The organism is Pseudomonas putida W15Oct28, from assembly GCF_000708715.2.
Classification (GTDB): domain Bacteria; phylum Pseudomonadota; class Gammaproteobacteria; order Pseudomonadales; family Pseudomonadaceae; genus Aquipseudomonas; species Aquipseudomonas putida_R.
Genome location: NZ_JENB01000028.1, coordinates 39,907 through 53,424, shown reverse-complemented (window position 1 = coordinate 53,424; position 13,518 = coordinate 39,907). Strand labels below are relative to the sequence as shown.

Sequence of the window (13,518 nt, the reverse complement as noted above, 5' to 3'; positions counted from 1 at the left end):
CACAAAGGGAGTCGATGCATGAGCGCTGAACAAAAAACACAAGCGCCGGCGGCCCTTCCTTCGGTCAAGGATGACCGGTTCGAGGAAGTGCTCGGGTTGATTAAAAATGCCAGGCAACGTGCGGTGCAGGCGGTCAATACACAATTGATCGATTTGTACTGGCAGGTGGGGGCCTACATCAGCCGCAAGCTGGAGCGAGCTGAGTGGGGGGAATCTGTGGTAAGCCAGCTGGCGGCCCATCTGGCTCAGACCCAGCCTGGGCTGCGTGGCTTTACAAAGCGCAATCTCTTCCGCATGCGGCAGTTCTATGAGGCGTATCGGAATGACGAGAAAGTGTCAGCACTGCTGACACAATTGCCTTGGACCCATAACCTTACCATCCTGACCTTGAGCAAATTGCCTGACGAGCGTGAGTTCTATCTGCGTTTGGCCATCCAGGAGAAATGGTCCAGTCGTGAGCTGGAGCGGCAGTTCAGAACTTCTCTTTTCGAACGTAGTGTGGCGAACCCTGCTAAAGCCTCAGCAAATCTGAAACAGCATTACCCTGCTGCAATGGATGTGTTTCGAGATGCCTACGTGGTCGAGTTCCTGGGCCTACCGGGTGGCCATGTCGAAGCGGATCTGCAGGGTGCGCTGATAGATAGGCTCAAACAGTTCCTGATCGAGCTGGGCCGGGATTTCTGCTTCGTTGGCTCCCAATACCCGCTTCAGGTCGGCGGCCGTGACTTCGCACTCGACCTGCTGTTCTTCCACCGTGGCCTCAACTGCCTGGTCGCGGTCGAACTGAAAGTCGGCCGCTTCGAGCCTGAGTACCTGGGCAAGCTCGATTTCTATCTTGAAGCACTGGACCGCAATGAGCGTAAGCCTCATGAAAACCCTGCCATCGGCGTGTTGTTATGCGCCAGCAGAGATGACGAGGTGGTCGAGTACGCACTTAATCGAAGCTTGTCTCCAGCGCTGATTGCCGAGTATCAAACGCGTTTGCCAGACAAGGCACTGCTGCAAGCCAAGCTGCATGAGTTTTATGCCCTGGGTGCTGCTGAAGATCAGGGTGCTTGAGCAGCCATCAAGTACCGCCCATAACGCTTTGCAGATATCGCATCACAGCCGGCGCTTTCTCGAAGCGCCGGTGAACCAGGCTTAGCCACGAGCTAGCCTGGCAATCGACGACCCGCCGGTAATTCACCTGCGGCAGGTTGATGCGCTGCACCACCGATTCCGGGACTACTGCAATGCCTTGCCCAAGTGATACCAAGGTAATCACGGCCACCAGGCTGCCGGGTTGTGGGCCAAGCATCGGCACGAACCCACCTTGCGCCGCCACTTCCAGCGTGCCGGAAATCTGCTCGGGCAGGATGAAGGTTTCATTGGCCAGGCGCGAGGCCGGGATCTGCGGCACTTCGTTGATCCGCGAGCTGGCGGGCAAGGCGAGGACGAAACCTTCCTGGTGCAGTGCAATGGCTTCCAGTTCGTCAGGCAGCTCCATCGGTGAGCGCACATAGGCAAGGTCGAGTAAGCCGTCGCGGACCCTGCCGGGCAGTTCGGCCATGGGCAGTTCGCGGATATTCAGGCGCACGGCGGGGCAGGTTTCGCTGTAGCGGCTGACGTGCTGCTGAAGCATGCCCGAGTAGGCGGCCGAGGCCACGTAGCCCAGTTCGATACGCCCGCTTTCGCCACGGGCGGCCCTTTGTGCGCCCAGTTGCGCCGCGTCGAACTGGCGCACGGCGTGCTCGGCCTCGATCAACAGCGCCTGGCCGGCGGCGGTCAGGTTGACCTCGCGCTGGCTGCGCTCGAACAGGCGCAAGCCCAGTTCGCGCTCCATGTCCTGGATCTGCCGGCTGAGGGTAGGCGGGGCGATGCCCAGTTGCTCGGCGGCACGGGTGAAATGGCCGTGGCGTGCGACGCAGAGGAAATAGCGGAAATGGCGGATTTCCATAGGTGTTACCTACAGGGTAATGATGCGGGCCGCCGGGGCTAACAACCCTTGATGCGGGCGGCGTTATGTTGAGGGCAACACTACAAGGCTGGCGCGGCTGCGACCAGCCTGCTTCTGGAGCCTGTCATGCCTGCCCCCTCTGCACGCTTTACGTTGTTGACCGCCTCCCTGGTCTGCGCCTTGATCATCCTCGACACCAACATCGTTGCGGTCAGCCTGCCCAGCATCGCCCGCGACCTGTCCGGCTCGTTCGCCGATATCGAGTGGGTGGTCAGCGCCTACCTGCTGGCCTTCGCTGCCTGCTTGTTGCCCGCCGGCAGCCTGGCCGACCGTTTCGGTCGGCGGCGCATGCTGCTGCTCGGCCTGGTGCTGTTCGGTATGGCCTCGCTGGCGTGTGGTGCCGCGCCCAACCTGCTGTTCCTTGACCTGGCCAGGGCCGCCAAGGGTGTGGGGGCTGCGTTGTTGCTGACCTCGGCACTGGCTGCCATCGGCAACCGCTTTCACCAGCCGCAGGAGCGCATGCGCGCCTGGGCCTTCTGGGGGGCCTGCATGGGCGCCACCATCACCTTCGCGCCGCTGTTGGGCGGGATAATCGCCAGTACCTTGGGCTGGCGCTGGATCTTCTACATCAACCTGCCGTTGGTGGCAGTGCTCGCGGTCATGGTGCTGTGCAGCGTCGATGAGTCACGCGACAGCGCGGCGGCCCGGCTCGACCCATGGGGCAGCCTGACTTTTGCCGGCAGCCTGGGTTACCTGATCTGGGCGATGATCGATGCCAGCCAGGTGGGCTGGGGCAGTGCGCAAACGCTAGGTCGACTGGTGATCAGCGCATTCCTGTTCGGCTTGTTCGTCATGGTCGAGCGCAGCCAGCAGCGGCCAATGATCGACCTGCGGCTGTTGCGCAGTGCGCGCTTCGTCGGTGCCTTGCTGGGCATGTTCGCCTACGCCGCTTGCGCCCAGGTGATGATGACCCTGCTGCCGTTGTACCTGCAGAACGGCCTGCAGCTGTCGGCCCTGGCCGCCGGTGCGGGCATGTTGCCATTTGCCGTGGCCATGTTGCTGATGCCGCGTGTGGGCATGCGCCTGGCAGCGTACTGCAGCGCTGCGCAGGTGTTTGCACTTGGGCTGGTGCTGGTAGGGGTAGGCAACCTGCTGTGCGCCTGGGCTACAAGCCATGGCGGCTACAGCGCGTTTGCAGTGGCCAGCCTGGTGCTAGGTGCTGGCGCCGGGCTGCTCAACGGCGATACACAGAAGAACATAATGGCCTGTGTGCCCCGCGAGCGTACTGGCATGGCATCGGGGCTGAGCACCACCACGCGGTTCGGCGCGATCGTGCTGGCAATTGGAGTGCTGGGCGCAGTGCTGGCCGCCCGCAGCGGGCAGCTGCTGCAGGAGGCGATGGCAGGGGTGGCGCCAGCGCGCCTGGGCGAGGTTGCCACGATGGCCGCGCGAGTGGCTGCCGGTGACTTGGCCGCGGCATTGGCCATGCTTGATCCCGGCTTGCGCGCCGAGGTTGCTCCCCTTGCCCGGCAGGCGTTCATCGGTGGTTTTGAACGCGTGCTGCACGTCGCAGGGGTAGCCGCCCTGGTGTTTTCCATTGTCGTCGGTGTCTTGCTGAGCCGCCCGCCCGTTCAGCTGGATGCGCCGGCCGAACACGGTGCATGAGGCCTCATGCGGCGTCACGGTGTGGCGTTTTGAAATTATTTATTTTTGGTGCCTCAACTATTTCGAACGGCAAATGTCATTGATTACGGGCCTGTTGGGTGATGCCAAAGTGCAATGAAAGCCATCTGATGGCCTGATGGCAAAAAGCCGCTATCGCACAAAACTGTGTAGATGGTGGAAAATCACGTTTTTGCCATACCAAGGCATAACCTTGGGTGGGAAAAATCGTCCTTCAACATTGGGCAGCTCTGCCAGCGTTTTGCCACAGCCGACTCCTCGGCGGCTGGCTTAAAAATGGCTTTGTCCATTGTTTTACAAGGGTTCTAGTAAAAATTGCGCTCAGTGTCTGGGCACTCAAGGAGGAGGACTGAGCCAGGATTCAGGCTTGTCATGGACGATGTGCTGCAAACCCCGCCATCAACTCTGCCGATCATCCTGATCAGGCGCTGAAGGCCATGATTTACGTGGCATTCAAGGCTTTTCGCACATTTTTCAGTCCGCTTACTTCAGCCATTTTAAATGTCCGAATGGTCAGGTTTTGTCCATCGAAAATATAGGTTAACGGTCAATTTTTAAAGTTGGCCAGGCGCCGCCATTGTGTACGCCGCCAAGGTGAAGCATCACCCCTTAATTCGTTAATTTCCCCAGTAATATCAGGGCAATAGCCTCAATTTTGGCATGGGCTTATCGGCCGATGGCCTGCCTCGATTTTGGTTGGTCGGCGTCAAAAGCTTTTGCATTGGTGTGTAAAAATACGTCGCGGATTGCAGATAGTAATTCAATCTGTCAAAATTTCGCTGTTGCACATTTCTAAGTCTTGGATGAAAATGCTGCTTCATGGAGCGAGATATGGACGAACTGGGACAAACCACAACGTCATGGGGCAGCGGTGCAGGCGAGGACGTGGATGTTCGCGCGCTACGACGCTACAACCGGTTGCTGGGTGTTTTGCTGGATATCGGGGAGTGGGCCTGCATCGGCTTGCTGCCTTGTGTGGCAGTGGCCGCCATCTGGCTGGTGACGCAAACGAATTTTGAAAACGTCGTGTTCTATGACGGAACCGACTCGATTTGCATTTACGACGGAACGACAGGGGAAATCCGCAATGTCGAGTAAGGAAACCCAACACGGAACCCCTGGTGGTGATGCGCCGGAGGCCCGGCGGGGCACCGATGAAGAAAAGCTGCTGGAGCTGGCGCTGGACGAAACGCCCGGTGAGGCCGCAGCCACCGTCAGGGAGGTCAAGCGCCTGCAGCTGGAGTGCCTCGATCTCAAGCGCCGTAACAAGCGCGTCTGGGGGCAACTGCTGGCACTGACTTGCGTGTTCGGTGTGACCATCGCGGCGGTGGTGTTCTGGTACCCGAAGTACCGCTGGATTCCGACGACTGACAACCATGCCATCTGTGAAGTCTCCACCGAAAGCAACCCGCGCGTCACCCCTGCGACGCTGGCCGAGTACGCCAAGGATGCGGTGGTCAACTCGTACTCCTACGACTATGTGAACTACCGCTCCAACCTCAATGCCGCGGGTGCGCGGTGGTACACCGATGAAGGGCGCAAGGCCTTCCTGAAGACGCTTGACGATTCCGGCAACCTGGAGCGCGTGCTCAAGGGGCGGATGATCCTGCGTGCCATGGCCACGCAGGTAGCCCAGGTCGAAGAAAGCGGTGTGCTGGCAAGCGGGCAGAGCTACTGGTTGGTACAGGTGCCGATTGCCATCGAGTTCTATGTCGGCGGTGATCAGCAAGCACGCTCGCGCCAGGATTTCCTCGCAGCCGTAACCATCGTCCAGATCCCCGCTTCGGCCACCAACACCAAAGGCATCGCCGTCGATTCTGTTCAGCTGTCGCCGTACACCTCAAGGAAGTGACCATGAAGAAGCATCTGATCGCATCGTTGCTTGCGAGCGCTATCGCCATCCCGGCATTTGCCAACGAGGCGCCGGAAGCGCCTGCCGCCGAGGGCGGCATGGGGCAGATTGGCGCAACGCAAGCTGGCGAAGCACCGCCCCAGCCACCGACGAATGGCCTGGGCCGGCAAGTATCCAGTGTTGCTCAAGTGGTCTACCCGCGCCCGGAAGATGTCATCAGCGACACGGTACAGGACGTTCAGGATTCGCAGCTGACGTCGTCGCAGGTAGAGCTGATCAAGCAGCTATGGCTGGAGCGTGAAAAGCAGAAAGCCACGGCCTACATAAGCCCGGCCAAACCCGTGACCCGCACGCTTGCACTGAACCTGGACCCGGGTGTGTCCCCACCTATCGTTCGCCTGAGCAAGGGGCAGCAGTCGTCGATCGTGTTCTCCGACTATGCCGGGCAGCCTTGGATGATCCAGAACGTGTCGATCAACCGCGAGCTGTTCAGCGACGGGCGCGAGCGAGGCGGTCAGAACGGTCAGAACGGCACTGCTGCACCGACCAACATCCTCACCCTGGACCCTGCCACGGCGGCGGCCTACGGCAACGTCACTGTCACCCTGCGCGGCCTGGCCACGCCGATCATCCTGATCCTGGCCGCCGGCCAGGAAGAAGTGGACATGCGTGTCGATGCCAAGGTGCCGGGGCGCAACCCGGATGCGACAGCGAGTGTGGCAATGCTGCGGATGCCGTCGATCGACGAGGCGCTGACCTACTTCCTGGACGGTGTGCCGCCGAAAGAGGCCAACCGCCTGAAGGTGACCGGACTGGAGGGCGTCGAAGCCTGGAGCTATGGCCCGAACATGTACGTGAAAGCCAAGGCTGATGCGCAATACCCGGCCTACACCAACGCTGCGCGAAGCACCACCGGCGTGGCGGTGTATCGCTACGCGGGCCTGCAGAACAGCGTCACGTTCACGACTGGCGGGCAAGCCGTAACCGTCTTCATCGAGCAAGGGAATCTGCAATGAGTGATAACAACATGCCGCCGAACGACTCGGGCTTCGATGAAGAAGACGAGCACCTGGTAGCCGACCGCGACGGGCCGGCTGGCTCGCACGTGAAAAAGGCGCGCAAGTCCGATGAGATGCAGCGCAACCTGCGGGCGGTGTTCGGTTCCGGTGTCGGCAAGGTCTCGCTGATTGCTGCCGGGTTGGTCGTGCTGGCGCTGGGCGCCCTGGCCTACAACGGCATGTCTTCGAAGAGCGCGCCTGCGGGCAAGGCGTCCACGGTGGACGTGCCGAATGCGCCGCAGCCTGAAGTGTCGATCGACCCTATTTCCACCGCCGAAGCAGAGCGCCGTGCGCAGCGAAGCTCGCTGGAGGCCGAACAGGCTGCCGAGCGCGGGATGTCATATCAGCCTGGCTTCGATCCGAACATCGTGCAGTCCACCGGAAGGGATCTGGCCCGTGGCCAGGGCGCCCAGTTCAATGTACCCGGGCAGCCGTACAATGACGGCAACCAGAGGCCGCCCGAGATTTACGTCGGGGCTGGCCAGCCGCCTCGTGAATCCGTTCAGGTTTCGCAGCAGCCTGGTGCGGCCAACGCCCAGTACCAGGAGCAGGAACGCAGGCGCCTGGAGGAGGAGCTGAAAAAGGCCGAGGAGCAGCGCGACCAATACGTCAGCGAGCTGAAAAGCGAAACGCTGAAGTCGATCAAGCAGCTGATGGGCGAGTCTGAAAGTGCCAAGGGGTTCGCCGAGAAAAGCAGCTTCAGCACCGTCAGCTACTACCCGACCGAGCGCGCTGGCAGCGGTGCGACTGGGCCCGCAGTGCGGACTGCCAAGGACGACAAGGACCCCAATGGCATCGAAGCCGTGGGTGACACCGACCGGGCGCTGCTGATCAAGACCGGTACCATCATGTACGCCACGCTGGATGCCGAGGTCAACACCGATGATGGCGGTGACGTGCTGGCGACCATTCGAGGCGGCAAGTGGAACGGCGCCAAGCTGATCGGCAAGATCGAGCAGGCGCCCGACAACATTCGCGTGAAGTTCACCATCCTTGCGCCACCGGTCAACGACCCTCGCCCGACCATGCGTATCAGCGCCGTGGCACTGCGCGAGGATGATGCCAAGCAAGGCATTGCCGAGACCAAGGACCATCACACCATGGAGCGCTATTTCGCCCTGGGTGCTGCCTCGCTGTTGTCCGGCTACGGGCGGGCTTACCAGCAGACAGCGGGTACCACGATCATCAGCCCGAGCGGTGTCGTGGCACAGACCACTACCGAGCCTTCGACCAAGCAGGTGATCGGTTCGTCCGTCGGTGAAATGGGCACCGCGATCGCCGGGGAAGTGCGACGCGGCTTCAACCGCCCGGCTACCTACGCAACACCTGCGAACAAGGGCTTTGGCCTGTTCTTCCTGCAAGACGTTCACGATCAATCTCGATAAGGAGTTCGACATGAAGAACTGGTCATTCGGAAAACTCATCGGCGTTTTTGCCGGCAGCTTCCTCGCGCTCATCGTGCTCGCCGTGGTCGTGATCAAGGCCACCTCGTCGCCATCGGCCAAGGCCAGACGCATCACGCAGGCCCAGGCCCAATCGGTGCAACAACCCCGCATGGATGTGCTGAGCATCGAGCTGGCCAAGTCACGGGAGCAGGCCCAGGCGGCGCTGCAGGCCCAGGAAAACAGCGAAAAACAGCTGAAGATCGTTCGCGAGGAGTCCCAGCGCAATACGCAGTTGCTGCTGAGCCAGATCAAAGCCCTGGATAACAACCTGTCCGGCCTGCAGCAGCGCATGAAGTTCTACGAAGACAGCCGTCAGCGCGTGGAGGTGATCAAGCCACCGCGCAGGGAGCCGGCGCCTGCTGTTGCGCAAGGGTACGCCAAGCGTGCTCACCCGATCCCGCAATCCACTGGCTACAAGGTGCAAGCGGTGGTCGGGCACCGGGCCTGGGTGAAAAATGGCGATAGCGAAGACAGCGTCAAGGCCGGCGACCCGTTGCCGCCGGTGCAGCGCGAATTGAAAGTGCTTGCCGTCGATCGCGACAGCGGCATCGTAGTTACTTCACCCGCTCTTTAAAACAGGGACGTTGTCATGGCGGCCGGATTTGCCGATCTAGTAGATGTAATGGTCAATATCGGGAAGGTCATTCCGACAGCGATCATGATGTGCCAAGGGATTGCCGCGCTTATCGGCCTTTACCTGACCGGCGCTGCGTTGATCGAGATATGGGGTGTCACCCATGACAACGCGTTGAAATATGTGGCCGGGCGGCAGCGATTTTCTGTCGGCTCTGCCTGTGTGCAATTGGTGATCGGCTCTATCTTGCTGGCGATCGGTACGCTGGAGTGGATGGGCATCATGTCGCGAACTTTGACCGGGGATTATGCCAACTCGCGCATGCTGTCCTATTCCTCGACCGGTACGACGTTGCAAGAACAGGCACAACTCGCAACGTTGGCCCTGCTGGGCATCATGCAGGTTGTCGGTCTGATCGCCATGGTGAAAGGTTGGTTGACGGTAAACGGTTATTACAACAATCAAACTCAAGCCGGCCTCGGTACCGCCAGCGGATGGATCATCGGCGGTGTCCTGGCGTGGAACTTCAAATGGTTCAGCGATGTACTCAACAACACAATCGGATTCAATCTGGTTGGCCTTTTCACGCCGTGGTCGTAACGGCTTTTCGAAACATGAAAATCAAGGAGCGTCACTAATGAAAGCACTCAAAACCCTGAAAGCTGCATACGATTCGGCCAAGGTTCGTGCAACTACCGCTGCCATTGCTGCGCTGACTGCGCCGTCGGCATTCGCCATCACCAAGACTGACCTCACCCAGGATACGTCCGGCGGCAAGACGGCCAGCGATGTCATGACCAACATCGATGACACCGCTCAGGGCGGTGCCACGCTGCTGATCTCGCTGGTTTCAATTGGTGGTTTCGTGGTCGTCGCCATCTCGCTGTACACCCTGTGGAAAGCCTCCAAGGATGAACGTGAGAAGCCGATGTCGGCGATTGTCGGCCTGTTCATCGGCGGCCTGATGGCCGGCGTCGGTACCGTGATGTGGATCATGCGCAACACCATGATCGACTAAGGCTGTGCGCCGCTGAACCTATGGCGGGGCGCAATGCCCCGCACCACAAGAACAGTTTCGGGAATATTCGGACGTGAGCGAAACAAACGCTTCTGAACGCGGGGCAATCACTGTGCCCACGCTGTCGAGTGGCTATCTCAGTCGAACGGCCAACCAGCCGGTATTTGGCGTGCGTCGGCCACTGTGGCGCTCTGACGATGACCAACGCAAACTGTTCAGCGATGAAAACAGCAAACTTCGCACTTCGGTGTGGCAGCGCGACAATTACACCTGCCGCTTCTGCGGGTTCAAGTCTGCCAAGTTTCAGGAACTTCATGCACTGGACGGCAATGCCGACAACTGCACCAAGGACAACCTGATCACCGCGTGCAACCTGTGTCGTCAGGTTCATCATCTTGGCGCCTGCGCCATGAATGACACCGGCTTTTTCGTCGCCGTGCAAGAACTGACGCAAACCGAGATCAATAATATTGCCCGCTGTATCTACGTCAATGAGTTACTCGATGACGTGGCGGTCAATGAAAAGCTGGCCAGCTTGCTGGCGGCTTTTAAGTTTCGTGGCACTGACACGCTGAAAGCAATATTCGGTGGCGACGTCATCACCGTGCTTGGCGTGGCGGAAACCCTCGCCAGCCAGCAACTTGTCAGCGATGAAGAATTTAACAAGCGCGCTGAATGGCTGGCGCCGTTACGGCTGTTTCCAACCAAAAGCGCGTTCAAAGATGGACAACTTGAATATTACGCGGCCAATAACCGCGCGCTGTTCCTGCCCGATAACTGGTTGGCATTGACCGGCCAGTTAATGAAGAATTTTGCTTGATGCAGCCGCTCGTACAGCTGCTCAGTCTCGCCGTTGAGAGCGTTGGCAAGGGAGAACAAGGAAATGTTTAACAAACTCGAAGCGGTGATCCTGACGGTGCTGAGCCAGCTCAAGGCAGACGTACAGGACTATTGCGACCTGGAAACGGTCGATGGCGGGCAGTCCATCGTCGCCAACGACGGTTCACTGGCGTCCATCGTGCGCTTCAACGGCACCAAGAGCGTGCTGGGGCGCGAACAGTTCGAACGCCTGGTGAGCCTGCTGGAAGCGTCGCTCTCGGTGTACTTCAAGGTACGCGGCCACCACCTGCAGATTGTCTTCAGCCGCGACCTGGATGCCACCGCACCGCTGGAGCAGAACGCCCAGCAGCAGGCGGCCACCGCCGAGCGGCTGAACCTGAACGTGCGCCACCTGATCAATGAGGGGGTCAGCAAATACGCTCAGTATGTGTACGACGAAGAGTGCTACCTGGTGTTCTGGTCGCGGCCCGCGCTGCTTGACCAGACCGAAAGGTCGATGGCGCGCGAGGCGCTGAACGAGTTCAGGAAGGAATCGGACTGGCCGGCCACCGCCGAAGCGCAGAACCTGTTGCGGCCCATTTCCTACCTCAAGGACCGCCACCTTTCCTTTGTCACCAAGATTTCCGAAGACCTGACGTCCCCCGAGTTCGGTTGCTCGGTGGATGTGCTCGACGTCAGTGAAGCAATCCGCGCCATCCGCGCGAAGGTGAACCCCGACATCACGCCACGTACCTGGAAGCCCTACATTCCGGGCAGCGCCATTCCCATGCGCTGGAAGACCAGCAAGCGCAGTGGCGATATGTCGGAGTTCATGTACCCCACGCTGCCCAGCCAGATCATGGTCACTTCGGCTGAAATCGGCAGTGGCGAGCGCACCAGCCTGCTGCCGGACCCTACCAGCGTTCGGGTTGGCGCGCGGGTTTATGCGCCCTTGCTGATGTCGATTCCACCGGCAGAGCCGCAATACTTCAACACCCTGTTCAACAGCCTGAACCGCGCGGAAACCCAGGAAAACGGTGTGTCACGCGCCTTGCCGTATTCGGTGTCGATCATGCTGTCCTCCGATGGCATGAGCGTGCTTGCCTGGAAAAGCCTGTTCGCCCAGCTGCTCTCGGTAACCTCCGAGCAGAACCGCAACATCAACCTGGCCACCAAGGAGCTGCGCGAGCGGGTGCGTGACGGTGAGTGCATGGTCAAGCTGCAGGTTGCCGCCATGACCTGGGCCAGCCCTGACGAGAAGGGCGTGAAGGAGCTTGCGCTACGTAAGTCGAAGCTCTGGCGTACGCTGGAGGCCTGGGGGCAGCCGGTGTTCATCGAGCGCACGGGCAACCCGATGCAGGCGTTCCAGTCCAACTGCCTGGCCCTGACCACCAAGCACATGGGCGACCCTGCCGCCGCCCCGCTGGGCGATGCAGTGGCCATGCTGCCGTTGACCCGGCCGGCTTCGCCGTTCCAGGAAGGTTCGACCATCTACCGCAGCCTGGACGGCAAGATCCTCAAGTACCAGCGTTTCTCGTCGCAGCAGACCACCTGGATCACCCTGATTGCAGGGAAGCCGGGTTCTGGCAAGTCGGTACTGATGAACAACAACCACTTCGAGTCCTGCCTGATGCCTGGCCTGACCGGCCTGCCCTATATCGGCATTACCGACATCGGCATTTCCTCGTCCGGCTTCTGTGATCTGGTGCGCGACAACCTGCCACCCCGGCTTCATCACCTGGTGGTGTACAAACGTTTGCAGAACGCCAGGAAAGACTGCATCAACCCGCTGGATACGCCGTTGGGCCAGCGTTACCCGCTGCCAAAGGATCGTGAGTTCAACAAGAACTTCCTGACCATTCTGGTTACGCCGCCCGAGCGCGAAAAGCCCTATGAAGGGATGAGCAACTTCGTCGGCCGTATGGTCGACCTGGCCTACCGTCGCAAGGACGACAAGATCGAGCGGGCCAGCCCGGAAACCTACAAGCCGGGGCATAACGATGTGGTGGACACTGCCGTGGCGCAGCTGAGCTTTCGCATTCTTCCGGCGACCACCTACTGGGAGCTGGTCGATGCGATGTTCGACGCCGGCATGGTGTACGAGGCCGAGGTGACACAGCGCTTCGCGGTGCCAACCCTCAATGACCTGGTGGCGGTGGCGTCGACTGAGGAGGTGCGGGCCGAATACGAGGGGTCCGGCGAGGTCGGGCGTAGCCTGGTCGATGCCTTCATCCTGGGTATTCGGGAGGCGGTTGGCGACTTCCCGGTGTTTTCCGATCACACCCGCTTCGACGTGGGTAGTGCCCGCATCGTGGCCCTCGACCTGCAGGACGTGGCGCTGCAAGGCTCTGCGTCGGCAAAGAAGCAGACCGCCTTGATGTACATGATCGCCCGGCAGTGCTTCATGAAGAAGGTGGCCTTCTCGAAGGAGGATTTCCCGTTCTTCACCGAGAAGTACCTGCCGTTCTACGAGCGCCTGGTGGCGGACCTTGTGGATGAATACAAGGTCATGTGCATGGACGAGTTCCACAAGACCGGTGGCCACGTTGGCTTGCAGGAGCAGATGCAGACCGATGGCCGTGAGGCCCGTAAGTGGAACATGGAGATCATTCTGGCTTCGCAGTTGATGGAAGACTTCGGCCAGCTGACCAAGATCGCCACGGCCACCTTCATCCTCGACTCGGGCACCAAGGAAACCCGCGACTGGCTGCGCAAGAACATCGGCCTGTCCGACACCGAAGAGCATGCGCTGGTCAACTTCGTGCACGGGGCCAACAAGCATGGCTGTACCTTCCTGGCGCGCTTCGAAACCAAGAACGCCACCTACAGCCAGCTGTTCACCATGTCTGCCGGGCCGATGCGCCTGTGGGCACTGACCACCACGGCCGAGGACCGCAAGCTGCGCACCATGCTCTACGAGCACATGCCGCGCCCGGACGCGCTCGCTTTGCTGGCTCGCCGCTTCCCGTCGGGCGGCTGCAAGGACATGGTGGAGCGCCTCAAGCGCGAGACATTCAAGGATGTCGAGTTCGTCGATGACGACATGGAGCAGTCCGTGATTGCGCGCATCGCCAAGGATCTGGTCGCTGACTACATCAGCGCCAGTGCATACGAAGACGTAGTGTGAGGGAGT

At 60.3% G+C, this 13,518-nt stretch carries 12 protein-coding genes; 11 read left to right on the top strand and 1 reads right to left on the bottom strand.

From position 1 onward, the window contains the following. Window positions 1–18: 18 nt before the first annotated feature. Window positions 19–1,059: a PDDEXK nuclease domain-containing protein gene (locus tag AK81_RS19155; RefSeq protein WP_043201413.1), complete on the top strand. Its 1,041-nt coding sequence runs from the start codon at window positions 19–21 to the stop codon at window positions 1,057–1,059. A gap of 7 nt (window positions 1,060–1,066) precedes the next feature. Here the strand turns inward: AK81_RS19155 and AK81_RS19150 are convergent, their stop codons facing one another. Continuing rightward, on the bottom strand, window positions 1,067–1,936 hold the full coding sequence (locus AK81_RS19150; protein ID WP_043201411.1) for a LysR family transcriptional regulator: 870 nt from the start codon (window positions 1,934–1,936) through the stop codon (window positions 1,067–1,069). A 126-nt stretch (window positions 1,937–2,062) separates the two neighbouring features. Between AK81_RS19150 and AK81_RS19145 the strand changes: the two genes are divergently transcribed. The 10 genes from AK81_RS19145 to AK81_RS19100 all read left to right on the top strand — a co-directional run bounded on the left by AK81_RS19145 (window position 2,063) and on the right by AK81_RS19100 (window position 13,512). Beyond that, window positions 2,063–3,601 (top strand): MFS transporter, encoded by a 1,539-nt coding sequence (locus AK81_RS19145; protein WP_043201407.1) that lies wholly within the window; start codon window positions 2,063–2,065, stop codon window positions 3,599–3,601. A gap of 849 nt (window positions 3,602–4,450) precedes the next feature. Beyond that, entirely contained in the window at window positions 4,451–4,717 is a 267-nt protein-coding gene (locus tag AK81_RS19140; RefSeq protein ID WP_043201404.1) for a hypothetical protein, read from the top strand. Then, window positions 4,707–5,471, top strand: coding sequence for a DotI/IcmL family type IV secretion protein (locus tag AK81_RS19135; protein WP_043201402.1), 765 nt, complete (start codon window positions 4,707–4,709; stop codon window positions 5,469–5,471). The genes AK81_RS19140 and AK81_RS19135 overlap by 11 nt, the downstream gene beginning before the upstream one ends. Before the next feature lie 2 nt (window positions 5,472–5,473). Further along, window positions 5,474–6,487: a DotH/IcmK family type IV secretion protein gene (locus AK81_RS19130; protein WP_043201400.1), complete on the top strand. Its 1,014-nt coding sequence runs from the start codon at window positions 5,474–5,476 to the stop codon at window positions 6,485–6,487. Beyond that, window positions 6,484–7,914 carry a DotG/IcmE/VirB10 family protein gene (locus AK81_RS19125; protein WP_043201396.1) on the top strand — a complete coding sequence of 477 codons (1,431 nt, stop codon included), beginning with the start codon at window positions 6,484–6,486 and terminating at the stop codon, window positions 7,912–7,914. Before AK81_RS19130 ends, AK81_RS19125 begins: the two co-directional genes overlap by 4 nt. Window positions 7,915–7,924: 10 nt before the next feature. Then, complete coding sequence (locus AK81_RS19120) at window positions 7,925–8,548, top strand: hypothetical protein (protein WP_043201393.1); 624 nt, start codon at window positions 7,925–7,927, stop codon at window positions 8,546–8,548. Window positions 8,549–8,563: 15 nt separating this feature from the next. Further along, complete coding sequence (locus AK81_RS19115) at window positions 8,564–9,148, top strand: hypothetical protein (RefSeq protein WP_019097480.1); 585 nt, start codon at window positions 8,564–8,566, stop codon at window positions 9,146–9,148. 37 nt (window positions 9,149–9,185) lie between these two features. Continuing rightward, window positions 9,186–9,566 carry a hypothetical protein gene (locus tag AK81_RS19110; RefSeq protein ID WP_043201388.1) on the top strand — a complete coding sequence of 127 codons (381 nt, stop codon included), beginning with the start codon at window positions 9,186–9,188 and terminating at the stop codon, window positions 9,564–9,566. A gap of 73 nt (window positions 9,567–9,639) precedes the next feature. Further along, the gene (locus tag AK81_RS19105) at window positions 9,640–10,386 is read left to right on the top strand and encodes an HNH endonuclease (protein ID WP_043201386.1); all 747 of its coding nucleotides are present in this window, start codon (window positions 9,640–9,642) and stop codon (window positions 10,384–10,386) included. Between the two features lie 63 nt (window positions 10,387–10,449). Beyond that, on the top strand, window positions 10,450–13,512 hold the full coding sequence (locus tag AK81_RS19100; RefSeq protein WP_043201384.1) for a type IV secretion protein DotO: 3,063 nt from the start codon (window positions 10,450–10,452) through the stop codon (window positions 13,510–13,512). Window positions 13,513–13,518 lie beyond the last annotated feature (6 nt).